Source organism: Rheinheimera pleomorphica, assembly GCF_011634895.1.
GTDB classification, from domain to species: Bacteria; Pseudomonadota; Gammaproteobacteria; order Enterobacterales; family Alteromonadaceae; genus Alishewanella; species Alishewanella pleomorphica.
Genome location: NZ_SIRR01000025.1, coordinates 115,262 through 140,603, shown reverse-complemented (window position 1 = coordinate 140,603; position 25,342 = coordinate 115,262). Strand labels below are relative to the sequence as shown.

Annotated in this window: 22 protein-coding genes; 12 read left to right on the top strand and 10 right to left on the bottom strand. The window is 49.0% G+C overall.

Annotated features, from left to right (window positions below; translation table 11 throughout):
• Positions 1-40: 40 nt before the first annotated feature.
• Both EYB30_RS15630 and metK read right to left on the bottom strand, forming a co-directional pair.
• Positions 41-1,633, bottom strand: coding sequence for an AbgT family transporter (locus EYB30_RS15630; protein WP_166839908.1), 1,593 nt, complete (start codon positions 1,631-1,633; stop codon positions 41-43).
• A gap of 179 nt (positions 1,634-1,812) precedes the next feature.
• Positions 1,813-2,961: a methionine adenosyltransferase gene (metK, locus tag EYB30_RS15625; protein ID WP_166839906.1), complete on the bottom strand. Its 1,149-nt coding sequence runs from the start codon at positions 2,959-2,961 to the stop codon at positions 1,813-1,815.
• A gap of 332 nt (positions 2,962-3,293) precedes the next feature.
• Between metK and tkt the strand changes: the two genes are divergently transcribed.
• From tkt to EYB30_RS15575, 10 genes are all read left to right on the top strand, one after another.
• Positions 3,294-5,291 carry a transketolase gene (gene tkt, locus EYB30_RS15620; protein ID WP_166839904.1) on the top strand — a complete coding sequence of 666 codons (1,998 nt, stop codon included), beginning with the start codon at positions 3,294-3,296 and terminating at the stop codon, positions 5,289-5,291.
• Positions 5,292-5,340: 49 nt separating this feature from the next.
• Positions 5,341-6,369: an erythrose-4-phosphate dehydrogenase gene (gene epd, locus EYB30_RS15615; RefSeq protein ID WP_166839902.1), complete on the top strand. Its 1,029-nt coding sequence runs from the start codon at positions 5,341-5,343 to the stop codon at positions 6,367-6,369.
• Position 6,370: 1 nt separating this feature from the next.
• Positions 6,371-7,549, top strand: coding sequence for a phosphoglycerate kinase (locus EYB30_RS15610; protein WP_166839900.1), 1,179 nt, complete (start codon positions 6,371-6,373; stop codon positions 7,547-7,549).
• A 59-nt stretch (positions 7,550-7,608) separates the two neighbouring features.
• Entirely contained in the window at positions 7,609-8,673 is a 1,065-nt protein-coding gene (gene fba, locus EYB30_RS15605) for a class II fructose-bisphosphate aldolase (RefSeq protein WP_166839898.1), read from the top strand.
• A 248-nt stretch (positions 8,674-8,921) separates the two neighbouring features.
• Positions 8,922-9,692, top strand: coding sequence for a DUF3450 domain-containing protein (locus EYB30_RS15600; protein WP_166839896.1), 771 nt, complete (start codon positions 8,922-8,924; stop codon positions 9,690-9,692).
• Between the two features lie 12 nt (positions 9,693-9,704).
• Positions 9,705-11,066 (top strand): MotA/TolQ/ExbB proton channel family protein, encoded by a 1,362-nt coding sequence (locus tag EYB30_RS15595; RefSeq protein ID WP_241698059.1) that lies wholly within the window; start codon positions 9,705-9,707, stop codon positions 11,064-11,066.
• The gene (locus EYB30_RS15590) at positions 11,066-11,593 is read left to right on the top strand and encodes a MotA/TolQ/ExbB proton channel family protein (protein ID WP_241698058.1); all 528 of its coding nucleotides are present in this window, start codon (positions 11,066-11,068) and stop codon (positions 11,591-11,593) included. The genes EYB30_RS15595 and EYB30_RS15590 overlap by 1 nt, the downstream gene beginning before the upstream one ends.
• Before the next feature lie 11 nt (positions 11,594-11,604).
• Complete coding sequence (locus EYB30_RS15585; RefSeq protein ID WP_166839892.1) at positions 11,605-12,009, top strand: ExbD/TolR family protein; 405 nt, start codon at positions 11,605-11,607, stop codon at positions 12,007-12,009.
• Between the two features lie 2 nt (positions 12,010-12,011).
• The gene (locus EYB30_RS15580; RefSeq protein ID WP_166839890.1) at positions 12,012-12,626 is read left to right on the top strand and encodes an energy transducer TonB; all 615 of its coding nucleotides are present in this window, start codon (positions 12,012-12,014) and stop codon (positions 12,624-12,626) included.
• Between the two features lies 1 nt (position 12,627).
• Positions 12,628-13,887, top strand: a complete 1,260-nt coding sequence (locus EYB30_RS15575) for a tetratricopeptide repeat protein (RefSeq protein ID WP_166839888.1) — start codon at positions 12,628-12,630, stop codon at positions 13,885-13,887.
• A gap of 58 nt (positions 13,888-13,945) precedes the next feature.
• On the opposite strand, the gene prsR is transcribed toward EYB30_RS15575, so the two are convergent.
• From prsR to EYB30_RS15560, 3 genes are read right to left on the bottom strand one after another with little or no spacing between them, the layout of a single operon-like run.
• Positions 13,946-15,301 carry a PEP-CTERM-box response regulator transcription factor gene (gene prsR, locus EYB30_RS15570; protein ID WP_166839886.1) on the bottom strand — a complete coding sequence of 452 codons (1,356 nt, stop codon included), beginning with the start codon at positions 15,299-15,301 and terminating at the stop codon, positions 13,946-13,948.
• A gap of 34 nt (positions 15,302-15,335) precedes the next feature.
• Entirely contained in the window at positions 15,336-17,360 is a 2,025-nt protein-coding gene (prsK, locus tag EYB30_RS15565) for an XrtA/PEP-CTERM system histidine kinase PrsK (protein WP_166839884.1), read from the bottom strand.
• A gap of 44 nt (positions 17,361-17,404) precedes the next feature.
• Positions 17,405-18,145 (bottom strand): S1 family peptidase, encoded by a 741-nt coding sequence (locus tag EYB30_RS15560; RefSeq protein WP_166839882.1) that lies wholly within the window; start codon positions 18,143-18,145, stop codon positions 17,405-17,407.
• A 143-nt stretch (positions 18,146-18,288) separates the two neighbouring features.
• Here EYB30_RS15560 and EYB30_RS15555 point away from each other — a divergent pair, with 143 nt between their 5' ends.
• Positions 18,289-19,131, top strand: a complete 843-nt coding sequence (locus EYB30_RS15555) for a patatin-like phospholipase family protein (protein ID WP_166839880.1) — start codon at positions 18,289-18,291, stop codon at positions 19,129-19,131.
• A gap of 50 nt (positions 19,132-19,181) precedes the next feature.
• Here EYB30_RS15555 and EYB30_RS15550 read toward each other — a convergent pair whose 3' ends face one another.
• Complete coding sequence (locus EYB30_RS15550) at positions 19,182-20,225, bottom strand: Leu/Phe/Val dehydrogenase (protein WP_166839879.1); 1,044 nt, start codon at positions 20,223-20,225, stop codon at positions 19,182-19,184.
• Positions 20,226-20,468: 243 nt separating this feature from the next.
• On the opposite strand from EYB30_RS15550, the gene EYB30_RS15545 reads away from it, so the two are divergent.
• Positions 20,469-20,915, top strand: a complete 447-nt coding sequence (locus tag EYB30_RS15545; protein ID WP_166839877.1) for a DUF4826 family protein — start codon at positions 20,469-20,471, stop codon at positions 20,913-20,915.
• Positions 20,916-20,995: 80 nt separating this feature from the next.
• Here the strand turns inward: EYB30_RS15545 and EYB30_RS15540 are convergent, their stop codons facing one another.
• The 4 genes from EYB30_RS15540 to mnmA are packed head-to-tail and all read right to left on the bottom strand — an operon-like array spanning position 20,996 to position 25,333.
• Positions 20,996-22,150, bottom strand: coding sequence for a ribosomal protein uL16 3-hydroxylase (locus tag EYB30_RS15540; RefSeq protein WP_166839875.1), 1,155 nt, complete (start codon positions 22,148-22,150; stop codon positions 20,996-20,998).
• Between the two features lie 51 nt (positions 22,151-22,201).
• The gene (gene purB / locus EYB30_RS15535; protein ID WP_166839873.1) at positions 22,202-23,572 is read right to left on the bottom strand and encodes an adenylosuccinate lyase; all 1,371 of its coding nucleotides are present in this window, start codon (positions 23,570-23,572) and stop codon (positions 22,202-22,204) included.
• Between the two features lie 8 nt (positions 23,573-23,580).
• Positions 23,581-24,219, bottom strand: a complete 639-nt coding sequence (gene hflD, locus EYB30_RS15530) for a high frequency lysogenization protein HflD (RefSeq protein ID WP_166839871.1) — start codon at positions 24,217-24,219, stop codon at positions 23,581-23,583.
• A gap of 1 nt (position 24,220) precedes the next feature.
• Entirely contained in the window at positions 24,221-25,333 is a 1,113-nt protein-coding gene (gene mnmA / locus EYB30_RS15525) for a tRNA 2-thiouridine(34) synthase MnmA (RefSeq protein WP_166839869.1), read from the bottom strand.
• Between the last annotated feature and the right edge of the window lie 9 nt (positions 25,334-25,342).

Sequence of the window (25,342 nt, the reverse complement as noted above, 5' to 3'; positions counted from 1 at the left end):
CAACCCTGCCGAAGCAGGGTTGGTGTTATAACAGGTTGGCTTAAGGGGTTGCCGGGAAGGTGTAGCTAGAGCCTACGCCCAGCGGAATATCCAGCGCCCAGAAACCTAACAAGAAGGCTGTCCACAGCACCAGCAGGGTAATAGAGTAAGGTAGCATTAGCGCTATCAGGGTACCGATACCGGTTGATTTCACATACTTCTGGCAAAACACTACTATCAATGGGAAGTATGGCAGCAGTGGCGTAATAATGTTGGTGGATGAGTCGCCAACCCGGTAGGCGGCCTGGGTTAAATCGGGTGATACACCCAGTTGCATCAGCATTGGTACCATAATGGCACCAATTAATGCCCATTTTGCCGACGCTGAACCCACCAGCAGGTTTACAAAACCGGACAAAAACACGATGCCAATCAGCGTAAAGCCCATAGGAAAGGCCATTTCCTGCAGCCAGTTAGCGCCTTTAATGGCCAGCAGCGCGCCTAAGTTAGACTGGCCGAACGCATAAATAAACTGAGCACAGAAAAACGCCATTACAATGTAATAGCCCATGCCGCTCATGGCTTTACTCATGCCTTTGATGATATCGCGATGGTCTTTAGCGGTACCTGAAACATAGCCGTACACGACGCCAGGAATTAAGAAAAATACAAAAATAATACTGACAATAGACTGCATTAACGGCGCCGAGAATACCAGCAGGCTGCTTTGGCCTTCAGCCAGCACAGTGCCGGCAGGAGCGCGCCAGGCGGAACTTTCTGGCAGGGCGCTGACAATCAGCAAAACCACGCTTAGTAACATTGAGAAACTGGCCCAACGTAAACCTTTACGCTCGTTCGGCTTTAAGTCATCCATTTTCGGCATATCAGCCGGATCGCCATCGACCTGGGTCGCTTTTAAGCGCGGCTCGATAAACTTGTCTGTTAATATCCAGCCGACAATCACCACTAAAAACGTCGATGCAGTAGTAAAGTAATAGTTGTTCATTGGGCTAATCACCATTTCGGCAGCAGCCGGATCAGATGACAAGCGGGCCGAAACCTGGGTCAGACCGGATAATAGCGGGTCAAGACTGGATGGCAGTATAGTGGCAGAAAAACCACCCGATACACCGGCGAAGGCCGCTGCAATACCGGCCAGCGGATGCCGACCGGCAGCATAAAAAATAACGGCGCCAAGCGGAATAACTAACACATAACCGGCATCTACGGCCATATGGCTGGCAACACCTACTGCAATCAGTACCGGTGTTAACAGCATTTTTGGCGTTACCGATAACACTGAGCGTAAACCGGCATTAATAAAACCGGTATGTTCGGCCACACCTAAGCCGAGCATCGCCACCAGCACCACGCCCAGAGGGGCAAAAGTGACGAAGGTGTTGACCATTTTTGCCATAAAAGCAGTCATCGAATCGGCGGCCAGCAGGTTGTTTACCTGGATAGCGGCACCGGTGCGCGGGTCTACCTCGTTAAAGGTCACTCCGGCTAAAGCCCAGGATACCACCCAGACCACAACCATTAAGATGGCAAACAATACAGCCGGATCAGGTAATTTATTACCCACTACTTCGATGGCATTAAGCGCACGGTTAAGCCAGCTGCTTTTTCCAGCAGCGGCAGTTTGTTCAGACATGATTTTTCCTTTCTTATAGTTTTGTTTCACTCTGCAAGGTAACAGAGGACCCTGGATACAGCACAACGGCTTATAATACACAAAAAGCCGCGGATGATAAGGCTAAAGTATACTGGCACTTAAACGCCAGTTGTGAAAAAGGAGAGCGGGGCTCTCCTTTTCTATTATTGCCGTTGCAATTATTTAGCGTATTGGCGCAGAATATCTGCCTTGTCGGTTTGCTCCCACGGGAACTCTTCGCGGCCGAAGTGGCCGTAAGCCGCTGTTGGCTGATAGATAGCACGCTCAAGTTTTAACATTTCAATTAAGCCGTACGGGCGCAGGTCGAAATGTTCGCGAACCAGTTTGATCAGCTCATCTTCGCTCAGTTTGCTGGTACCGAAGGTTTCCAGGCTGATAGAGGTTGGCTCGGCCACGCCGATAGCGTAAGACACCTGAAGCTCGCAGCGGTCGGCCAGGCCGGCTGCCACGATGTTTTTCGCCACATAACGGGCGGCATAAGCGGCAGAGCGGTCCACTTTTGATGGATCTTTACCGGAAAAAGCGCCGCCACCGTGACGTGCCATACCACCGTAAGTATCTACAATGATTTTACGGCCGGTCAAACCACAGTCACCCATAGGGCCGCCGATCACAAAACGGCCGGTCGGATTAATAAAGAACTTGGTTTTGCTGGTTAACCATTCTGCTGGCAGTACCGGCTTAATAATGGTTTCCATTACCGCCTCACGTAAATCAGCTGTGCTGATGGTGTCGCAGTGCTGGGTAGACAGTACGACGGCATCGATGCCCACTGGCTTGCCGTCTTCGTAAATAAAGCTCAGCTGAGATTTGGCATCCGGGCGTAACCATGGCAGGGTGCCGTCTTTGCGCACCTGGGCCTGGCGTTGGACTAAACGGTGCGAGTAGGTGATAGGAGCAGGCATTAATACGTCGGTTTCGTTGCTGGCATAACCAAACATTAAGCCCTGATCGCCAGCGCCTTGCTCTTTCGGATCGGCACGGTCAACACCCTGATTAATATCGGGTGACTGCTTACCGATAGCATTTAATACGGCGCAAGAGTCGGCGTCGAAGCCCATGTCTGAGTGCGTATAGCCAATTTCACGCACGGTTTTACGGGTGATTTCTTCGATATCAACCCAGGCCGAGGTAGTAATTTCGCCACCTACCAATACCATGCCGGTTTTAACGAAGGTTTCGCAGGCTACGCGGGCTTTCGGATCTTGTTCAAGGATTGCATCCAGTACCGCATCTGAAATCTGATCGGCGATTTTATCCGGATGTCCTTCAGAAACCGATTCAGATGTAAAAATATGTTGGGCCATTGGTTGTATTCCACTAAATAAGGTTAATACCGTCAGTCTGCCGGGGCGTTGCAGCCAGCGAACTGGAAAAAATAGGCGCGTATTCTAGAGAAAGTGCTATGACTTTGCCAGAAAAATCTGCCGCCCAGACGTCTTTAATGCTATTTTAAGCTGCTATTTACGTTAGCACAGCATATTGGATCTGCCAGTGAGTGAATTTAGTGTCACAGCCGATTTAAATTTGCCATCCGGTGGGCGCTCTGGGAAAATAGCGCGCCATACCGCTTTAACAACATATCAGCTTTATAATAATAAGCTTCGCCAGGTGAAGCTGCGCAATGTCAGGAGTGAAGATGCCATCTCGTAAACAACTCGCCAATGCTATCCGAGCGTTAAGTATGGATGCGGTGCAAAAAGCCAAATCAGGACACCCGGGCGCCCCTATGGGCATGGCCGATATTGCCGAAGTGTTATGGCGCGATTTTTTAAACCATAACCCGCAAGACCCACAGTGGCCTAACCGCGACCGCTTTATTTTGTCTAACGGTCACGGCTCTATGTTGTTGTATTCTTTGCTGCATCTTAGCGGTTATGATTTAAGCATTGATGATTTAAAGCAGTTTCGTCAGCTACATTCTAAAACCCCGGGGCACCCCGAATATGGCTATGCGCCGGGTGTTGAAACCACCACAGGCCCGCTGGGGCAGGGCATTACCAATGCGGTGGGAATGGCGATAGCCGAAAAAGCGCTGGCGGCACAGTTTAACCAGCCGGGCTTTGACATTGTTGATCATCATACTTATGTGTTTTTAGGTGATGGCTGCCTGATGGAAGGCATTTCACACGAAGCCTGTTCGCTGGCTGGCACCCTGGGCCTGGGTAAGTTAATTGCGTTTTGGGATGATAATGGCATTTCGATTGATGGCCATGTCGAAGGCTGGTTTACCGATAACACCCCAGCCCGGTTTGAGGCCTATGGCTGGCATGTGATCAGCAATGTGGATGGCCACGACGCTGCCGCTGTTGCTGCGGCTATAGCCCAGGCGAAAGCAGAAACGACCAAGCCGACACTAATTTGTTGTCGTACTGTTATTGGTTACGGCGCGCCGAATAAAGGCGGCAGCCATGACTGTCACGGTGCGCCGCTGGGTGATGCCGAAATCGCCGCCGCACGTGAGTTTTTACAATGGCCGCATGCGCCTTTTGCTATTCCTGCTGATATTTATGCCGACTGGGATGCCAAAGCCAAAGGTGGTGCGCAGCAACAAAGCTGGCAGCAACTGTTTGCCCGTTATAGCGCCGCCTTTCCTGAATTGGCCGCCGAGTTTAGTCGACGCGTCTCTGGCCAGTTACCGGTTGACTGGGCGGCTCAGTCACAAGCTTACATTGAGCAACTGCAAGCCAACCCAGCTACGATCGCCACCCGTAAGGCATCACAGAACGCGCTGAATGCGTTTGGTCCGTTATTGCCTGAGTTTATGGGCGGCTCGGCCGATCTAGCCGGCTCTAACCTGACCATCTGGTCAGGCAGCAAACCTCTGACCGGTACTGATGCCAGCGGTAACTATATTTATTACGGTGTGCGCGAATTTGGTATGTCGGCCATTATGAATGGCATTGCCCTGCATGGCGGTTTTGTGCCCTACGGCGCCACGTTTTTAATGTTTATGGAATACGCCCGTAATGCGGTACGCATGGCGGCGCTGATGAAACAGCGGGTAATTTTTGTTTACACCCACGACTCAATCGGTCTGGGCGAAGATGGCCCAACCCACCAGCCGGTAGAACAACTGGCTGCGCTGCGTGCTACGCCAAACCTGATGAACTGGCGGCCTTGTGATCAGGTCGAGTCTGCCATCGCCTGGCAAGCGGCAATTGAGCGCACTGAGGGGCCAACCACGCTGATCTTCACCCGGCAAAATCTGCTGCAGCAAACGCGTAACGCCCAGCAACTGCAGGATGTAAAACGCGGTGGTTATATCTTAAGTGATTGCACGGGCACACCCGAGCTGATTTTTATTGCTACCGGTTCAGAAGTCGAGCTGGCGATGCAGGCAGCAAAAACGCTGACAACCGAAGGTAAAGCGGTGCGTGTGGTGTCGATGCCATCGACCGACGTGTTTGAACAGCAAGATGCTAGCTATCGCGAAACCGTGCTACCGTCAGCGGTAACCAAGCGGGTGGCGGTTGAGGCGGGCATAACGGACTGTTGGTATAAGTATGTTGGTTTAACCGGTAAAATCATTGGTATGACCAGCTTTGGTGAGTCGGCACCGGCCGAGCAACTGTTTGAACACTTTGGTATCACCAGCGAAAATGTGCTTAAAGCGGCGCGTGAGCTGTTAGGTTAACTTTTAACATAATGGGATCAGCACTGGTCCCATTTTTCTATGTGGTGCTATGGCAATCAGACTGGCAATTAACGGCTTTGGCCGTATTGGCCGCAACATTTTGCGTGCTATTTATGAAAAAGGCTTGCAGCATCAGCTGCAGGTGGTGGCAATTAATGAACTGGCAGACGCCAAAGGCGTAGCGCATCTGCTGAAGTATGATAGCTCCCATGGTCGCTTTGGCCACAGTGTCAGCTCTTATCAGGGCGGTATTAAAGTCGCTGATGATGAAATTGCGCTGTATTGTGAAGCGGATCCACTGGCATTACCCTGGCGCGAGCTGGATGTTGATGTGGTGCTGGAATGTACTGGTGTGTTTCACAGCCGGGAGCATGCGCAGTGGCATTTAACCGCCGGTGCGAAAAAAGTGCTGTTTTCTCATCCGGCCGATACAGATATCGATGCCACTATTATATATGGTATTAACCACGACAGCTTAACGGCTGCCATGACGGTAGTGTCGGCCGGTTCCTGTACGACAAACTGCATAGTGCCGGTGATTCAGGTACTGGATCAGCATTTTGGCGTAGAAAGCGGCACTATTACGACTATTCATGCCTCTATGCACGATCAACAGGTGATAGATGCCTATCATCCGGATCTGCGTCGCACCCGTGCTGCCAGCCAGTCGATCATTCCGGTTGATACCAAGCTGGCGCTGGGTATTGAGAGGATACTGCCGAAATTTGCCGGTCGCTTTGAAGCGATAGCGGTACGGGTGCCAACGTTAAATGTTACTGCGATGGATTTAAGCGTGACACTGCATCAGGATGTCAGTATCACTGCGGTTAATCAGGTGCTGCAGCAAGCCAGGTTTGGCGCTTTAGCCGGTATTCTGGATTACACCGAAGAACCATTAGTATCAGTCGATTTTAACCATGATGCCCATTCCTGCATTGTCGATGGCTCACAAACCCGGGTCAGTCATAAGCGTCTGGTAAAATGTCTGGTGTGGTGCGACAACGAATGGGGTTTCGCCAACCGTATGCTGGATACGGCAGCCGCGATGATGCAACCGAATTTACAACAAGGAGCTTGAAATGTCTGTTATTCGCATGAGCGATTTGGATCTTAACGGCAAACGCGTGCTGATCCGCGAAGATTTAAACGTGCCGGTAAAAAATGGCAAAGTTACCTCAGATGCCCGCTTAAAAGCGGCGATGCCAACCATTGAGCTGGCACTGAGCAAAGGCGCTAAGGTAATGGTGATGTCGCATCTGGGACGGCCGCAAGAGGGCGTTTATGATGCCGAGTCTTCGCTGCAACCGGTAGTCGACTATCTGGCGCAGGCATTAACCGCCCCGGTGCGGTTAGCCGCTGACTATCTGGACGGTATCGATGTCGCGGCCGGTGAAGTGGTGGTGTTTGAAAACGTGCGCTTTAACAAAGGCGAAGGCAAAAACGACGATGCGTTGGCACAAAAGCTGGCGGCGCTGTGTGATGTCTTTGTGATGGACGCCTTTGGTACCGCGCACCGGGCTCAGGCGTCAACTCATGGTGTGGCAAAGTTTGCCCCTGTCGCCTGCGCCGGGCCGCTATTAACAGCTGAGCTGGATGCGCTGGCCGCCGCGCTGAAGAATCCAAAACGGCCGTTGGTTGCCATTGTCGGAGGCTCTAAAGTGTCGACTAAACTGACGGTGCTGGAGTCACTGTCGGGCATTGTCGACCAATTAATCGTCGGCGGTGGTATTGCTAATACCTTTATTGCAGCCAATGGCCATAATGTGGGTAAGTCTTTGTGCGAAGCAGACCTTATTCCTGAAGCGCAGCGTTTGATGGCACAAGCCAAAGCGCGCGGTGGCAATATACCGGTGCCAACGGATGTGGTGGTAGGGCAGGCGTTTAGCGAAACCACGCTGGCAACGTTAAAGCCGGTTGCTGAGGTTGGCGATGGCGATATGATTTTCGATATTGGCCCGGATACAACAGCTGAATTAGTGAACATCCTGAAATCGGCCGGTACCATTGTCTGGAATGGCCCGGTGGGCGTGTTTGAGTTTGACCAGTTTGCTGCAGGCACTAAAGCGCTGGCACAAGCAATAGCCCAAAGTAGCGCGTTTTCTATAGCCGGTGGTGGCGACACCTTAGCCGCGATAGATAAGTACAATATTGCTGACAAAGTGTCTTATGTGTCTACCGGTGGTGGTGCCTTCTTAGAGTTTTTAGAGGGTAAAACTCTGCCAGCAGTAGCTATACTGGAACAACGCGCTAAAGCGTAAACAAAAATAATAAAAATGTCATATTACAACTGTACCCTAAAAGATTAAGAGAGGATTTCATGGCCCTTATTTCACTGCGTCAAATGCTGGATCATGCTGCCGAGTTTGGCTACGGCATACCGGCTTTTAACGTAAACAACCTTGAGCAAATGCGCGCTATTATGCTGGCGGCCGATAAAACCGACAGCCCGGTTATCGTGCAGGCCTCTGCCGGTGCGCGTAAATACGCCGGTGCGCCTTTTCTGCGCCATTTAATTCTGGCGGCAGTGGAAGAGTTTCCGCATATACCAGTGGTAATGCATCAGGATCACGGCACCTCTTTGGCTGTCTGTCAACGCTCTATTCAACTGGGTTTCTCGTCCGTCATGATGGATGGCTCTTTGGGTGAAGATGGCAAAACGCCGATGGATTACGCTTACAATGCGGATATAACGCGCAAAGTTGTAGAAATAGCGCATGCCTGTGGTGTGTCAGTAGAGGGCGAGTTAGGTTGTTTGGGCTCGTTGGAAACCGGTGCAGCCGGTGAAGAAGATGGCATAGGTGCAGATTGCATTTTAAGCCATGATCAAATGCTGACTGATCCGGAAGAAGCGGCACAATTTGTCCGTGAAACCCAGGTTGATGCGCTGGCTATTGCTTGTGGTACCTCGCACGGAGCCTATAAGTTTAGCCGGCCACCAACAGGTGATATTCTGGCAATAGACCGGATTAAAGCTATCCATGAACGCATCCCGGATACCCATCTGGTGATGCACGGTTCTTCTTCGGTACCACAGGATTGGTTGCAGGTGATCAATGAAAACGGCGGTCAGATCCCAGAAACCTATGGTGTGCCGGTTGAGCAAATTCAACAGGGCATTAAATATGGTGTACGTAAGGTCAATATAGATACCGACTTACGTTTGGCATCAACCGGGGCTATCCGGCGCTATCTGGCGCAACATCCGGCTGAGTTTGACCCACGCAAGTATCTGCAAGCGTCTGTCAATGCCATGATGGAAATCTGTATTGCCCGTTACGAGGCCTTTAACGCTGCCGGTCACGGCAGCAAAATCAAAGCCATATCACTGGATGATATGGTGGCGCTATACTCGGCGGGTAAATTAACGCCGAATATAAAATAAGCAAAAAAATTAATGAATTATAACAAATTAATTTTCATTTGTTTAATAGTGCATAAATTGGGTGCTAAACCACGGAAATAGCTGCATCTAAGCAGACCTCTGGACGCCTGCGTTATCTTGACAAGGGCGTTTTTACCTGTAATGATGCGGACGGTTTACCCTCTAACCGAGGGCCTTTTCTGTCGTTAAGAATGGCTAGGCCCTTACAACTTCAGGTTACGTTAATCAGCAATAATTGGTTGGGAACTATGTTTAACAATAAAATTCGCAAGAGTCTTGTTGCTACAGCTCTGGCCGGTACTTTCGCCTTCTCGGCGAGTGCCCTGGCAACAGATTTAAAAGCTTTGCATCAGGAAGGCAGTCAGATCCAACGCGCAGCAGTGCAGTCTCAGGAAAAAATCAACACTATTTATGAACAGTCACAAGAGCTGCTGGGCGAGTACCGCCAGGTAGTCGATCAGACTGAAAACCTGAAAGTTTATAATGACTTTTTAGCGACACTGGTTGCTGACCAACAGCGTCAGATTAACTCTATTCAGCGTCAGATTGATGGCCTGGAAAATACTAACAAAGGCACAGTGCCGTTAATGTTCCGCATGATTGATGCGCTGGAACAGTTTGTCCAGGCAGATATTCCGCTGCGTACTGAACGTCGTATGGATCGCGTTGAAAAACTCCGTGAAATCATGGCACGCTCAGACGTACAGCGCTCAGAGCAGTTCCGTCAAATCCTTGAAGCGTACAGCATTGAAATGGGCTATGGCTCTGAGCTGGCTGCGTTCCAGGGCACTTTAACCATTGCTGGCAATGAAATGACAGTAGACTACGTGCATTTAGGCCGTTTGGTACTAATGGCTCAGTCACTGGATGGCAGCGCGGGTTGGGTCTGGAATAAAACGACACAAAGCTGGGATGAATTACCAGATTCGTACATGAATTCAGTGACCAATTTTATCAAGATGGCGCGTCGTGAAGCCCAGCTTGAAATGGATCGTGTACCTTTATTCGCAGCGGAGTAAGAGCAAATGAGCATGAAATTGAAATCTTTCGTCGTAGCTGCGGCAGTAACACTTTCCGCATCTGTGACTTTTAGCACTGTGGCTGATACCGCTAAGCTGGATCAGTTACTTGAGCAAGTAAAAAAACAACGTGTTGTTGAAGGCCGGGTTAATCAGGAGCGTGAGCGTGCGTTTTTAGCCGATCGCGCTGATAAGCAAGCGTTACTGAATACCGCGAAAAAGCAATTTGCTGATGAAGAAGCCCGTGGTAAGCGCTTGCAAAAGCAATACGCTGATAACGACATTCTGATTGCGCAAAAGCAAACTGAACTGGAAAGTGCCCTGGGTACTATGGGTGAGGTGTTCGGTGTTATTCGTCAATCTGCCAACAAAGCTATCGGTGATATTTCAACATCACTGATCAGCGCGCAGTACCCGGATCGTGATGTGCCGCTGCGTACTATTGCAGAAGCCAAAGAGTTGCCAACTTTACAAGAGATGGAAGACTTATGGCTGGCAATGCTGACTGAAATGACTGAGTCAGGCAAAGTTGCACAGTTCGATGCAGAAGTGGTTAAGCTTGACGGCGGTACAGAAACGCGTCGTGTAACCCGTTTTGGTACTTTCCATATTACTGCTGAGCAGGAATACCTGTTACGTAACGATACCACTGACCAACTGCAGCCATTAGGCCGTGCGCCTCAAGCAAAAGTGCATGACTCTGTAGCAGACTACCATAATGCTTCTGCAGGTGAGCTGGTGGGTTTCTATGTTGACCCAACTAAAGGTAACTCATTGTTACGCTTAAACCAGCAGCGCAACACACTGATGGACTACTACCATCAGGGTAAGCAGGTAGGTTACCTGATCACTGTGTTATTGGTTATCGGTTTACTGATCTTCATCGAGCGTTTTGCTGTGCTTAGCGTTGTTGGTGCCAAGATCCGTGCTCAGCTGAAAGATTTAGGCAATCCGTCAAAAGACAACCCATTGGGTCGTATCCTGACGGTTTATCATCAGAATACCTCTGCTGACGTTGAAAACCTGGAACTGAAACTGGACGAAGCTATTCTGCGTGAAACGCCGAAGGTTGACCGTGGTATTGGTTTAATTAAACTGTTTGCTGCAGTAGCGCCACTGATGGGTCTGTTAGGTACCGTTATCGGTATGATCCAGACATTCCAGACCATTACTCTGTACGGTACTGGCGATCCGAAGCTGATGGCTGGCGATATCTCTCTGGCGTTGGTAACAACAGCCCTGGGTCTGATTGCTGCCTTACCATTGATTTTCTTACACAGCGTTGTGGCTTCTAAAGCGAAATCAATCCTGCACGTGTTAGATGAGCAAAGCGCTGGTATTGTTGCTGCTCATGCGGAGAAGGAGAAAGCCTAATGATGCTCCAGCTTATTGAGCTGTGGGAATCGGTACAGGATTTTATTCATACTGGTGGCAACGTATTATACGTTGTCGCCCTGGTGCTCCTCGTTATGTGGTTTATGATGTTGGAGCGCTACTGGTATGTTACCTGGGTTTTCCCAAAAGTTAAGCGGGACATTATTGCTCGCTGGGATGCCCGTGCGGATACCACATCATGGTATGCACATAAAATTCGCGATACCTGGATTTCCGAAGCGACGCTTCAATTGGATCAAGGCATGTTGCTGATTAAAACGCTCGTAGCTATGTCACCCTTAGTTGGGTTGCTGGGTACGGTTACCGGTATGATTGCAGTGTTCGATATTATGGCTGCAATGGGGACAGGTAATCCAAGAACGATGGCTGCTGGTATTTCGATGGCGACAATACCAACAATGGCGGGCATGGTTGCTGCATTATCAGGCGTATTTTTCAGTTCGCGGCTGGAAGTTAAAGTTAAACGGGAAAAAGCAGATCTCGTTGACAGCTTACCGCATCATTAAGAGAGATTTTTATGGCACGTAAACGTATTCGTGAAGACGATGAAGCCGCAATCGACATTACGCCGATGATGGATATCGTGTTCATTATGCTTATCTTTTTCATCGTAACGACGTCTTTCGTTAAGGAAGCGGGTATCGATGTAAATAAACCAGAAGCTGCTCAGGCCGTCAAAAAGCCAAGCGCGACTATCTTTATTGCTGTCCGTGCAAACGGCGAAATATGGATGGATAAGCGTACTGTTGATATTGAGCGGGTATCTGCCAATATTGAAAGACTAAGAGCTGAGTCACCAACCGACACTATTATTGTACAAGCGGATAAAGAAGCGAAGCACGGTATAGTGATGGAAGTCATGGATCAGATTAAAGCTGCTGATCCGGCATTGGTGATCAGTATCGCCGGGGAGACTAAGTAATTATGGCACGTTTCCTGACATCGTTAATAATCGGTGCTGTGGTAACGTTCGTGCTGTTTCTGATTATGGCCCTTCTGGTTAAAGGTTCCGGAGAGCGTTCGGTGGTAGATCAAGAGCGTATAGTAATTGAGCTAAACACTACGCCACCCGATTCAGATACACAGACACGTCGGCCACCACCGCCACCACCGCCACCGCCGGCTCAACCGCCTAAGGCACCACAGCCGGAGCCCGAAACTGCAAATGCTGCAGGGGCTATTGGCTTTAATATGCCAGGGCTTGAACTGGGAGCTGGTGCCGGCGGTTTAGGTGACCCATCCAGCATGATGCGGGATGGCGATGCGACACCGATAGTACGGATAGAACCGCGTTATCCTGTTCAGGCAGCCCGGGATGGTTTGCAAGGTTGGGTAAAACTGCGCTTTACCATTATGGAAGACGGCAGTGTTGACGAGGTTGAAGTGATAGAAGCTGAGCCGCGTCGCGTGTTTGACCGTGAGGCCATTCGTGCACTGCGCCGTTGGAAATACAGCCCGAAGGTTGTTGATGGCAAGCCGATGAGGCAGCCAGGCATGCAAGTTCAGCTGGACTTCTCTTTAGATATGGCAGGAGGTTGATATGAAAAAGTTTAAAAAACTTACCTCAGCATTGGTTGTAATGACAGCACTAGGGGTGTGTTCAGCACCCGTAGCGGCTGCTGTGCAACCTAACATGGCTAAAGTAGAAGAGCGTAAAGCACGCAAAACGCAGATAGTGGGTGAGCGTGTAGGTAAAACGCTGGTTAAAGCCTTTGACTTGTACAACGAAGAAAAGTTGGATGAAGCAATTGCTGTGTTACTGGATGTTAACTCAAGTAATGAGTTTGACACTGCAACCCTTAATCGCTTCTTAGGTAACCTTTACGCAACTAAAGATGAAAAGCAGGCAATTAAATATCTGACACTGGCAGTAAAACCAGATGTGCTGACATTTAATGACCAGGCAACATCGATGAAGCTGTTAGCGGATATGTTGTTACAGGATAAACAGTTCCAGAAAGCGATTAAAGCGTACGAAGACTGGATTATGTTCACTGGCGAGCAAAATTCAGATGCTTATTTACGTATTGCTAACGCGTACTACCTGATGAATCAACATGCTAAGGTATTGGCGCCGGCAGATGATGCAATTCGCTTTGCCCCTAAGCCGGTTGAAGGACCTTATCAGCTGAAAATGGCTGCTTTGTACGACTTAAAGCGTTACAAGGAGCTGGTAGCTGTTGTTGAGACTATGGTGCAGCTGTTTCCGGAGAATAAGCAGTTCTGGGTATATCTGGGTAACTTTTATACACTGACTGAAGAGTACGGCAAGGCGTTATCAACGCTGCAAATGGCCTACTCGCAAGGTTATCTGGAAAAAGACTCTGAAGTAAGGATGTTGGCGCAAATGTACGCTAACAATAATATTCCTTATAAAGCGGCTGTGACGATGGAAAAGTATATGAAGAGCGGTTTGGTAAAGAAAGACAAAACCAATCTGACCTTTATTGCATCTAATTACCAGTCTGCCCGCGAGTTTTCGCGTGCTGCTGAGTACTATGGTGAGCTTGCAAAGCTAACCAATGATGCCGATGCGTACCGTCGCCAGGGCTCTGCTTATTCAGCGGTCCAGAAATATAATGAAGCCATTGCGGCTTACGACAAAGCACTGTCGTTAAACGTGGATAAGCCATCCAGTATTTATATGAGCTTGGTAGATGCTTACTTCTATCAACGCAAATATAAAGAGGCTTACGCTGCTTTAATGAATGCGAAAAAAGATCCTGCTATGTCACGTCAGGTGCGTAGTTGGGAGTCGTATATCAAAGATAAAGCTAAGCAAAAAGGCATTAGCCTGTAAGAAAAAAACCCCACTTCGGTGGGGTTTTTTGTACGCGCTATATTATGAGCGTATTTATCTAGGTTTCTGTTTCGGTGTTGCGTAAGTCGTGCAAGCGATATTTATCAATCAAAGCATATAGCGTCGGTCGGGTTATGCCCAGAGCATCTGCGGTTTTCGATAAGTTACCATTGGCCAGTGTATAGGCATGTCGTATCGCCTGGGTTTCAGCGAGTTCCCGCACCTTACGTAAGGTATCCGTTTTCGCTTGTTGTGCAGATAAACCCAGATCTTCTGCAGTTATGTACTTGCTGTCAGCCAGGATCACCGCGGATTTTAGCTTGTTTTGCAATTCGCGGATATTGCCGGGCCAATTGTAATGCAGCATCGCCTGCATTGCTGATTCGGTAAAGCCCTGTACTTGTGTATTAAACTCCTGATTAAATCTGTGTAGCAAGGCTTTGGCTATAACAATAATATCGTGCCCACGTTGACGTAAAGGTGGGATCATTAGCGTTATTTCGCTGATACGATAATACAGATCTTCGCGAAAGCTTTGCTGTGCTACCATATCGGCCAGGTTGCGATGTGTGGCACAAATAACTCTGACATCAACTTCAATTTCCTGACGTCCGCCGACGCGCTCTATCACCCGCTCCTGCAAAAAACGTAACATTTTGGCTTGTAGACTCAGCGGCATATCGCCAATTTCATCAAGCAATAAGGTGCCGCCATTGGCACATTCTATTTTGCCCAGCGTGGTTTTATTCGCGCCGGTAAAGGCACCTTTTTCATAGCCAAATAACTCGCTTTCCAGCAGGTTCTCTGGTATCGATGCGCAATTGATAGCCACGAAAGGCTTTTTTATGCGGGGGCTTTGCTTGTGAATGGCGCGGGCAAATACTTCCTTACCGGTACCGCTTTCTCCCAGCAGCAAGGTGGTAATCTCAGTGGGGGCGATTTTTTCCACTGTGCGGCATGCTTTTAAAATGGCATCGCTATTGCCGATAATATCGTTGTTGCCAAGATTGGCTGTTTTTAAAGCCCGGTTTTCAGCTTCAAGCTCACTAATTTTGAACGCCCGGGCTAAGATGATATTCAGCACATCGGGGTTAACCGGCTTTTGATAGTAGTCATAGGCACCCAGTGCAATAGCTTTTAACGCGTGTTCGTTATCTGTGCTGCCGGTAATGACAATGACTTTGCAGTCTGGCTGGACAGCAAGGATGTCGTTTAGACAGGCTAGCCCCTCGCTGGCGTTAGCCGGGTCTGGCGGCAGCCCGAGATCCAATGTGACAACGTCAGGCTCGTAGCGACGCAACTGTGTTAACGCTGAGGCTCTGTCCTGCGCAAACACTAATTCATAGTCGCTCAGACTCCATTTCAGCTGTTTTTGAATGCCAATATCATCTTCTATGACTAATACAGTCTTCATTAAACAATCCCTGTTGTTACGGCAATAAACCGGCTTAGTGTAAAGGAAGCTGCAAGGTAAAGGTAGTTCCGATACCTTCCTGGCTGTTTACCAGTAGCTGGCCATTATGTTGTTGTGCAAAGTGTAGCGCATCATAGGCACCTACGCCCATACCTGAGTTGCCCTTTGTTGAATCAAAAGGTTTAAACAAACGTTGCCGGATAAATTGCTCTGACATGCCACAACCGGTATCACTAATACTCAGAGACATCTGCTGTTGCTCTAGTTTGAGCTGAAGTGTGATGCTGCCATCGTCTGGCGTAGCATGTTGTGCATTGTCTATCAAATGATATAACACGCTGGCGAAACGTTCTTTATTCAGCGATAGCTGAACGTCATCGCGACTAATCAGTTGCGGCAGTGGCCGTTTACCGGCGCAGCGCTGCGTAATCACCTGCTGTATCAGCTCGGTTACACTAAAGGTTGAAGCATCAGCAGCGCTGGTACGTTTGTTGGCAAGCTGGCTGAGCATATTAGCCAGACGTTGCTGCATAGCATTTAGGGTGTCAAAGGTATCTGCAATAAATTCAGGGTTGGTTTTATGCTTGATGCTGTTGGTCAGAATAAGATCGATTTGTGCCTTTACATTTTTAAGATCATGCACGACGAACGCTGACATGCGGCTAAAAGCGGCAAACTGCGCATTCTCACTTAACGCTTTGCTTGCTTGCATTAACAATAGATAGCTGGAAATTTGCTCTGTCACCAGCATCAGGTAATCACGTAGTTCCCAGTTAAGTTGCTGTTTATCCACTTCTGGCGCATTAATCAGGCATAAACCCCACAGTTGGCCATCCGAATGTATGGGTAACATAAGTTGAATATCTATAGCAGTAAGATCAGACTGAGCGCTGGCGAAACCATCTTTATGGTCTGATAAATCAACTAACCAATGTTGGCTGGCATAGCGACTGATATAGCGCTGGATCAGACATTCTTCATCGTCGGATAGTGGCTGGCGGTTTACACAGGCAAGTTGCTGCAGAATGCTATTATCGATGATACGCACCAGGCAGCCGCGGCTGTAACCAATGGCATTAAGGCATGCTTGCAAAATGGTGTCGTACTGCTCAGCGCTACTCAGATCAACCTGACGCAAGTGTTGGGTCAGCTCCAGCCATTTTTGCCGGTAATCAAATTTGTTGGCAAAAAAATGCTTTTCAATAAAAACACGAAAACGCCGGCGCACAGCGCCTGAAAACAGCATTAACGCCAGGGCGGCAAAACCCAGTGCCAGGAAGGTAGTTTGTACTAAGCTAGACCAGTTGCCACCGATATAACGAATATAGAAGCCTGCAATGCCAATCAGGCACAGGTACAGGCCAGACGCCAGCACCAATGAGCTTTGTAGCACGATATCACGGCTGACATAAACACTAATGCCCCAGGCTTGTATACGGCGTACAGCGACGATAATAAAAGGCACCATGGCGGCGTAGACAAAACCGCGCGCGGCCCAAAACTGGTTATCTGCCTGACCAAACAATGCTGATTCTGCTAGTAAAACAAAATCAAATAACAAAGCGATGCTGATACTGAACACCAGCGGTTTATATTGCCAACGGTTGTCTGCCGCTTTGCGGTATATTGCTTCAAGCAGAGCCAGTTGCAGCACGCATAGTACTAGGCTGCCGGTAAAAAGCAGATTAGCAGAAACCCATTGCTGCGCAGTGGCCGCATACCAGAGCAGCACAGCAGCGCTTAACAGCAGGACCTGTTTATTGCGGATAAACTGATTTATGCTTTGGGCTTTATCCCCCAATGCTGCAAGCAGAAACAACAGTAAGACAAGGTTGCGGCTAAGCTCTAATAGCACAGATAGCGGATTACTGTAGGGTTGTGCGCTGCTGTAGGCATAATATGCTGCCCACAGCACGCTAATAAGCGTCCAGCTTAGCAATAATAACCGGGACAAGCTTTTAGTACGGGTAACCAGCAGCAGTAACAAAAACAACAAATAACTCAGCGCCGCCAGGGCAAAGCCAATTTTGTCCAGTGCCAGTTCAGTCAATATTTGCATGATGTCAAATCCGTATTACGTACTACAGCTAACAACAACCGCATCTATTGCAGCAAAGGCAGCAGAAACCGGATCGGAATAGCATAAGTGATGGCACTGGGATCACTTAATACTGCCTCTCGTGTTGATTTTACGTACACTTTATTGATAACGCCAATAACCTCGCCGGAACTGGCATGGTACAGCGGGCTGCCGCTATTACCCGGGTAAGCCGTGGCATCCAGCTGATACACCATATAAGGCTGTTTCAAGCGTCGTAACGCCGCTGCCTGCAACTGGCCAGAATTATCTGCCGGAATAGCAATAGGCGTCACGGCAGAGATAATACCTCTGTGTGTTGCCGGATAAAGCCCCAGCACCGCAGTGATTGGAAAACCGGTAAAAGCAATTTCAGTGCCCTCAGGCTTAAGCGCAGCAGCTGAGAGCGTTAGCGCCGGTAAATTGGCATCTATGCTCAGCACTGCTAAATCGTACGTTGGGTCGTTACGATTGCTGACGATAGGATGAATTTGTACCTTATCTGCAGAGCCAGACAAAACAACATACTGCTCATTTCTGCTGCTATTTAAGGTTGGAGCGATAACATGGTAGTTGGTGACCACTTTTTTACCATCGCTGATGACAAAACCGGTACCAATAAGGCGTATCCTGGGGGCGCCCAACGGGCTGTGGATACCAATAGCAACTACCGAGGGTTTTACCCGGGCAATGGTATCCGGTAGTGCCGCCAGGGCAGGCGATAGCCAGAATAAACCCAGTATCAGGCACAGCAAAACGTTCAACATAAATCAGACAGTCCCTATCTAAGTTATTGTGTTATTGCATTATCTTAGCCCAGATTAACTGAAATAGCTGTAGCAATGTCTGGCATAAGATGCATTTTATCCCATACTAACAGAGATGAGTTAGGTTTAAGGATGACGCTTGCATGCAAACCCGAACGAATGCTGAAGTCGTGCCAATATTTTCTGGTGGTGGAACCCGTTTAAGCTGTTATATCGGTATATTGCAGGCACTGAAGGATATGGGATTTCACTTCCGTCATCTGGTTGGTGTCTCGGGTGGCAGTATTGTTGCCGCCCTGTATGCCAGCGGCTGGAGCTTGCAGGACATTAAAGCGCTGGCACTGCAGACCGATTTCAGGCAGTTCTGGAGCTTTTCTTTTACGTCGTTACTGCGCAGTGGCGGTTTGTGCAATGGCAATAAACTTGAGTTATGGCTGGATAAGCAGTTACAGGGCGCTACCTTTGCCAGCTTAGCGTATGACTTACATGTACTGGCCACCGATATCAATGGTGGCGGACCTGTGGTGTTTAACCGCCAATTGACGCCTGATTTAAAGGTCTCTAAAGCGGTGCGGTTTTCAATGTCGATCCCGCTGTTTTTTTCTTTTCAGGCCTTTGAAAACCACATTATGACCGATGGGGTTATTTTGTCTGAAGATGCCTTGCACCATGACTGGTCTGGCGCAGGGTTACCGCTGATTTGCTTTCGATTAAAAAGTGATGCTGAAGCCAAACCGCTGCGTCCGGGGCGTTATTTTCCATTGGTGTCGTACATTTTTATGCTGATCCGTACCTTTATGAGTGCCGTGTCACGCGAGTACGTTCATGCCGAACATTGGCACAATACCATAGTGGTAAATACCGGCGCGGTATCATCCGTTGATTTTGCTATGAGCATGGAACAAAAACAAATGTTGTATGATGCAGGCTATGATACGGCAACCAGTATCGTGCCTCTAAAACTAGCGGAGCTGTTTCGACAGTAAATAAAAAGCCACTGCACGCAGTGGCTTGAGGTTGATAGCCCGAGCTTGGATCAGACTTTGCCGCGGCGGATAATTTCCTGCGCCATTAAATCGGCTACCACGCTGGTCGGTTGTTGTTCAGCATCTGCACGCTGGAAGATATTCAACAGGGTGTCATAAATGGCCATCACTTTGGCGGTTGACTCTTGCTCAGAGTAGCCCTCAGGGCGCATTTCAAAGGCCACATTAATAATACCGCCGGCATTAATGACATAGTCCGGCGCGTATAAAATGCCGAGCTGGCGCAGCGCTTCGCCATGACGGGCTTCTTTTAACTGGTTATTGGCACAACCGGCCACGATACGGGCTTTTAATTGTGGCAGGGTATCGTCGTTGATAGTGGCTCCCAGGGCGCATGGGGCGTAAATATCAGCATCAACGGCGTATATTTGTTCCAAGTCTACGGCTACCGCCGCGAATTTTTCCACCGCACGCTGTACAGCATCCTGATTGATATCAGTCACGATTAACTTTGCGCCGTCTTTATGTAAATGTTCACACAGGTAAAAACCAACACTGCCCAGGCCTTGAATGGCGACCGTTTTGCCGGCTAGATCATCTGAACCAAACTGGTGTTTGGCCGCTGCTTTAATACCACGGTAGGTACCCAGGGCGGTAAAAGGTGCCGGATTACCGCTTTTACCTTCCAGGCCGGCGACATAAGGAGTTTCTTTGTTAACAATCATAATATCACCGGTGGTGATATTGACGTCTTCAGCACTGTAGTAGCTACCAGACAGCCGGTGGATCATGCGACCAAAGGCTCGAAACAGTGCTTCAGATTTGATGTTTTTGGCGTTGCCGATAATCACCGATTTACCGCCACCAAGAGGCAGGCCGGCCATCGCGTTTTTATAGGTCATGCCGCGGGATAAGCGCAGGACGTCATTCAGCGCGGCTTCGTCAGAGGCGTAATCCCATAAACGGCAGCCACCTACAGCAGGGCCCAGGGCAGTGCTGTGTACAGCAATAATAGCTTTTAAGCCGGTTTCGGCATCGCTGCAGAACACCACTTGTTCATGATTATCGAATTCAGAATGATTAAATACTGCCACGACTGATTTCTCCGTTTATTGGCCGGCACAGGTAGCTGTGACGCCGTGTTGTCTGGTTGTGCATTGCCCGCTTGGGCAGCTTTTTGCGCCGCGCAATGTAACATTTCACCCCGTATTACACCAGAACAGGATAAAAAAATACCCTGGTCTGTCCAGTGGATTGTCGACAATTTCACATCAGGCTTGATTGTGCTGTTCGAGTCCCCTAAAGTAGCGCAAACACTACAGCAGGATAGAGATAAAATGAGTGAGCAGTTAACTCAGGAGCAAGCACAACAGGCACAACAAATTGAACAGATCCGCTCTGAGTGGATCCGTGTACAGTTTCAAAAAGCGAATGAATACCTGGCCAGCAAGGGTATTTTACCAGAGAGTGTAGTCGTTGCAGACAGCCGGTACTTAACGCCGTTCTTCGCTATCTGGAAGTTGAATGCGAAAGATAAACAAACATATTGGGTAATTTGCGGTGATTTGCCAACAGACCATATGGCATTATCTGCTGCCAAAGATGCACGGGAAGCTGTGCGGGCGTTTTCGTTAAACTGGCAGCTAAAGGCACAGCAGATTATTGACTCCGGCATTAATGACAAAACCAAACAGGATTTTGCTGACTTACTGGTTAAGCGGGCGCATGGCTTGTACGAAATGTTTGAAAATGCTGCTTTGTGGCCGGACACTGGCGCAGCTTAATTGTATTTATTAGTTTACAAAATTAAAAAAACCGCAGTTACTGCGGTTTTTTTAATTTGCTGCCAAACAGCTGTCGGACCTTATTCGCTAAAGTACCAGTAGCCTTGATTAATTAGGTTGGTCAGTAGCATAGTACGCTGTGGTGACTGACAAAAGTGCCGGTTTTGTTCGCTAAGCAGCTCAGTGTAATCACATAACAGCCGGGCAGTGTGCAGCTCGTCTGCAGGTAGCGTGATTTGGTCGCCATTGATAAACAGCAATATATCGCTGTCTGCAGCTTGCTGATAATAACAACAGCGCAAACCGCCGGTTCGGCTTAATACTGAGCCTTCATCCAGATACTCTGCTATTTCATCGCTGCCATAGTGAGGTTCTGGCTCGTTGATATCCAGTTCATGCTTAGCGCGGGTAATTAAACTGCCAAACCAATGTGGCAGCATCGCTTGATCTGCCAGCAGTTGCTGTAATAACTGCTGCACCTTGGCCAAATCGTTTTCAGAGATAGCGCCTACCGACGACGCTATGCTGCGCCCGGCATCGCTGAATCGCTCGCCGTTGATATCATGGTCGATCAGGTGATCAACCAAACCTGTTAGCAAATCTTTTTGCGCCGGCGCGCGAAAACCAACAGAGTAGTTCAGGCTGTTCTCCAGGCTGATGCCCTCATGTGGGCAGCCCGGTGGAATATACAGAATGTCGCCCGGCTCGGTAATGACATCTATACAATCCTGAAACGGACTCACCTGCAACAACCGTGGGTGCGGGCATAGTTGCTGTAGGCTGCGATCTGGCATGCCCACGCGCCAGTGACGTTTACCTTCACCTTGAATAATAAATACATCGTATTGGTCTAAATGCGGGCCGACACCGCCACCGGGCGTGGAGAAGCTGACCATCAGATCGTCAATACGCCAGTTCGGAATAAAGCGAAACGGGTCCAGCAGTTTTGCTGCCTCTGGATGCCAGTGATCAACAGCTTGCACCAACAAGGTCCAGTTTTGCTCACCAAACACGGAGAAATCTTCAAACGGACCGGTCTGCATATCCCATTGCTTGTCGATACAACTGACAATACGTGATTCAATGTCATCTTCCAGCGCCAGACCAGCCAGTTCATCGGCGGTTAACGGATCGGTGAAGTGTTTAAAGCCGGCTTTAATTAGCAGTGGTTTTTTCTGCCAGTACTGTTGCAGAAAATCTGTGACGCTGAGCGAGCCTAAATTTAACTGATACATAAGCAATCCTGTGAAAAAAGGCGCTGTGAGCAGCGCCTTGTTATTGCTGGCTTAATTAAGTGAGCTGGTAATGTCTACTGCGGCACCTATGTAATTGGCTGGTGTCAGCTGTTTTAGTTGTGTTTTTACCTGTTCTGGCAGCTGCAATTTGTCAATAAACAGATGCAAGTCAGCCTGAGTTATCCGCTTACCTCGGGTTAATTCTTTCAGTTTTTCATAGGGTTGTTCAATGCCATATTTGCGCATAACCGTCTGTACCGGCTCAGCCAAAAGCTCCCAGTTTGCGTCCAGCTCGGCGCGCAGGTTTGCTTCATTGACTTCCAGTTTGCTGATGCCTTTTAACGTGGCCTGATAGGCAATCAGGGTATAGCCAAAGCCCATGCCCAAATTACGCAGCACGGTAGAATCGGTCAGGTCGCGCTGCCAGCGCGATACCGGCAGCTTAGCCGATAAATGGTTAAACAGGGCATTGGCAATACCCAGGTTGCCTTCGGAGTTTTCAAAATCAATCGGGTTAACTTTATGCGGCATGGTAGAAGAGCCAATTTCGCCCGCCACGGTGCGCTGCTTAAAGTGGCCCAGGGCGATATAACCCCAAACATCGCGGTCAAAATCGAGCAAAATGGTATTAAAACGGGCGACAGCGTCAAACAGCTCTGCAATGTAATCGTGCGGCTCTATCTGAGTGGTAAAGGCGTTCCAGCTCAGGCCCAGGCTGGTAACAAACTGCTCAGACAGCTGATGCCAGTTAACTTCGGGGTAAGCGGATAAATGCGCATTGTAATTACCGACAGCACCGTTTAGCTTGCCGAGGATCTCAACCTTGGCGATCTGGTCACGCTGGCGTTTCAAACGCATATAAACGTTCGCCATTTCTTTGCCCATAGTGGTCGGTGAGGCTGGCTGACCATGAGTACGGGCCATCATCGGCACGTTTTTATGTTCGTGGGCTAACTGTTTAATGGCGTCAAGCAGGGCGTCACATTGTGGCAACAGTACAGTGCTGCGGGCTTCGCTTAACATCAGGCCATGCGACAGGTTGTTAATGTCTTCGGAGGTACAGGCAAAATGAATAAACTCACTGATCGCCGCCAGCTCATTGTTGGCCGCGACTTTCTCTTTTAACAGGTACTCTACCGCTTTCACATCGTGGTTAGTGGTGCGCTCGATTTCTTTGACCCGCTCGGCATCTGCCAAACTGAAATTGTCGACAATGTCGTTTAGCAATTGGTTCGCACCAGCAGACAACGGCGGCACTTCGCTGATTTCCGTTGTTGCAGCCAACTGTTGAAGCCAACGCACTTCTACTGTTACCCGATACTTAATTAAGCCGAACTCACTGAAGTAGTTACGTAAATCGATTGTTTTGCTGCCATAGCGCCCGTCAACGGGAGAAATGGCGGTAAGGGCGTTCAGTTGCATACAGGCTCCTATAAGCTCGATGAAGGTAGCTGTGCAAGCATCTGTTTTGCTTGTGCCACCAGCTTGCGACGTTTAAAAATAAAATTAAGACGGCTACCACCGCTTTGGCGCCATAACACGGCCGCACGGATAGCTGCTAACAGTAGCGCGCGGACTTTGTGCTGCACCGCTGGCTGTTTCAATAACTCTGGCTGGCCGTAGATCTGGATACGACCACCTAAACTGCTGATGCAATCTGAATAAATATCAGCCAGATTTGCCAGCATATTGTCGTCAAGCACACTAAAATGCTGTAGCTGACGTTGCAGGTGCTGTAGCTTATCACCCAGCCGGTTGAGATTGGCCGGGGTTTTATTCAGCTTACGTTCCAGCGCCAATACTCCGACGATATAACGGGTCAGCTCAACATCTTTTTGTGGCTTGTCGCCAAGCTGGTCAATAATCAGCTGCATACCGTCACGCAGTTTAGCGGCATCGTTACCGTAAATTTGCAGCGGCTGCTCAGCATCGATAACCGCTACGCTGTTCAATATCAGCAGCAGCGCGTCTTTATCCAGTTCGCTGCTACGGGCTACCTGTTGCACCAGTTTTAGTGCCTGACATAAGCCAGCCAGGGCAATAATTTGGGTAGAAAGAGAATAATGCATATCAGTTTAGTGCCTGATCAATAATGCCACCGCCCAGACACACCTCGTCCAGATAAAATACTGCCGACTGGCCAGGGGTTACCGCTTTTTGTGGCGTGTCAAACAGCACGCTAACCGTGCCGTCGTTACGGGGGGTCAGGGTACAGGGTATGTCGGTTTGGCGATAGCGGGTTTTTACGCTACAACGCAGAGGTTGCTGCGGGCCGGTGCGGTCTGTCCAGTGTAGCTGGCTGGCGGTTAATCCCTGAGATAACAAGCTGGGATGATCGTGGCCCTGAGCAACAATCAGTTGGTTAGTTTCAACATTTTTACCTACTACATACCAGGGTTCGTCACTGCCTTCACGCAGGCCGCCAATACCTAAACCCTTGCGCTGTCCCAAGGTGTGGTACATTAGGCCTTCGTGCCGCCCGATAATGTCGCCGTCTACACTGATAATATCGCCAGGTTGTGCTGGCAAATATTGCTGCAGAAAATCTTTAAATTTACGCTCACCAATAAAGCAAATACCGGTACTGTCTTTTTTGTCGTGTGTGATCAGGCCTTGTTGCTCAGCAATGGCGCGTACCGCCGGTTTTTCCAGCTCGCCGACCGGAAACAGGGTTTGTGCAATGTGCGCTTCACCAATGGTGTACAGAAAATAGCTTTGGTCTTTATTGCTATCCAGCCCACGTAATAATTGCCAGTGGCCGTTATGTTGGCGGCGACGCACATAATGCCCGGTGGCGATGTAATCGGCCCCCAAGGCATCAGCGGCAAACTCTAAAAAGGCTTTAAACTTAATTTCTTTGTTGCACATAATGTCCGGGTTAGGGGTGCGGCCGGCTTTGTATTCGGCCAGAAAATACTCAAACACATTGTCCCAATACTCGGCAGCAAAATTCACTTTGTGCAGCACTATACCCAGTTTGTCGCATACGGCTTGCGCATCACGCATATCTTCAGCGGCGGCACAGTATTCGTCGTTGTCGTCTTCTTCCCAGTTTTTCATAAACAGGCCTTCAACCTGATAGCCCTGTTGCAGCAACAGGTAAGCGGACACGGAAGAATCTACGCCGCCGGACATACCGACGATGACTTTTTTACTGCTGTTAGCTGAGCGGGTATCTGGCATAGCACTGCA

Bases quoted from the DNA above. Each gene is read 5' to 3' on its own strand.
- prsK (WP_166839884.1), bottom strand. From the start codon at position 17,360: ATGCAAATATTGACTGAACTGGCACTGGACAAAATTGGCTTTGCCCTG.
- EYB30_RS15545 (WP_166839877.1), top strand. From the start codon at position 20,469: ATGAGTGAGCAGTTAACTCAGGAGCAAGCACAACAGGCACAACAAATT.
- EYB30_RS15630 (WP_166839908.1), bottom strand. From the start codon at position 1,633: ATGTCTGAACAAACTGCCGCTGCTGGAAAAAGCAGCTGGCTTAACCGT.
- EYB30_RS15590 (WP_241698058.1), top strand. From the start codon at position 11,066: ATGATGCTCCAGCTTATTGAGCTGTGGGAATCGGTACAGGATTTTATT.
- prsR (WP_166839886.1), bottom strand. From the start codon at position 15,301: ATGAAGACTGTATTAGTCATAGAAGATGATATTGGCATTCAAAAACAG.
- mnmA (WP_166839869.1), bottom strand. From the start codon at position 25,333: ATGCCAGATACCCGCTCAGCTAACAGCAGTAAAAAAGTCATCGTCGGT.
- tkt (WP_166839904.1), top strand. From the start codon at position 3,294: ATGCCATCTCGTAAACAACTCGCCAATGCTATCCGAGCGTTAAGTATG.
- metK (WP_166839906.1), bottom strand. From the start codon at position 2,961: ATGGCCCAACATATTTTTACATCTGAATCGGTTTCTGAAGGACATCCG.
- hflD (WP_166839871.1), bottom strand. From the start codon at position 24,219: ATGCATTATTCTCTTTCTACCCAAATTATTGCCCTGGCTGGCTTATGT.
- EYB30_RS15595 (WP_241698059.1), top strand. From the start codon at position 9,705: ATGAAATTGAAATCTTTCGTCGTAGCTGCGGCAGTAACACTTTCCGCA.
- EYB30_RS15585 (WP_166839892.1), top strand. From the start codon at position 11,605: ATGGCACGTAAACGTATTCGTGAAGACGATGAAGCCGCAATCGACATT.
- fba (WP_166839898.1), top strand. From the start codon at position 7,609: ATGGCCCTTATTTCACTGCGTCAAATGCTGGATCATGCTGCCGAGTTT.
- purB (WP_166839873.1), bottom strand. From the start codon at position 23,572: ATGCAACTGAACGCCCTTACCGCCATTTCTCCCGTTGACGGGCGCTAT.
- epd (WP_166839902.1), top strand. From the start codon at position 5,341: ATGGCAATCAGACTGGCAATTAACGGCTTTGGCCGTATTGGCCGCAAC.
- EYB30_RS15560 (WP_166839882.1), bottom strand. From the start codon at position 18,145: ATGTTGAACGTTTTGCTGTGCCTGATACTGGGTTTATTCTGGCTATCG.
- EYB30_RS15555 (WP_166839880.1), top strand. From the start codon at position 18,289: ATGCAAACCCGAACGAATGCTGAAGTCGTGCCAATATTTTCTGGTGGT.
- EYB30_RS15540 (WP_166839875.1), bottom strand. From the start codon at position 22,150: ATGTATCAGTTAAATTTAGGCTCGCTCAGCGTCACAGATTTTCTGCAA.
- EYB30_RS15600 (WP_166839896.1), top strand. From the start codon at position 8,922: ATGTTTAACAATAAAATTCGCAAGAGTCTTGTTGCTACAGCTCTGGCC.
- EYB30_RS15575 (WP_166839888.1), top strand. From the start codon at position 12,628: ATGAAAAAGTTTAAAAAACTTACCTCAGCATTGGTTGTAATGACAGCA.
- EYB30_RS15610 (WP_166839900.1), top strand. From the start codon at position 6,371: ATGTCTGTTATTCGCATGAGCGATTTGGATCTTAACGGCAAACGCGTG.
- EYB30_RS15580 (WP_166839890.1), top strand. From the start codon at position 12,012: ATGGCACGTTTCCTGACATCGTTAATAATCGGTGCTGTGGTAACGTTC.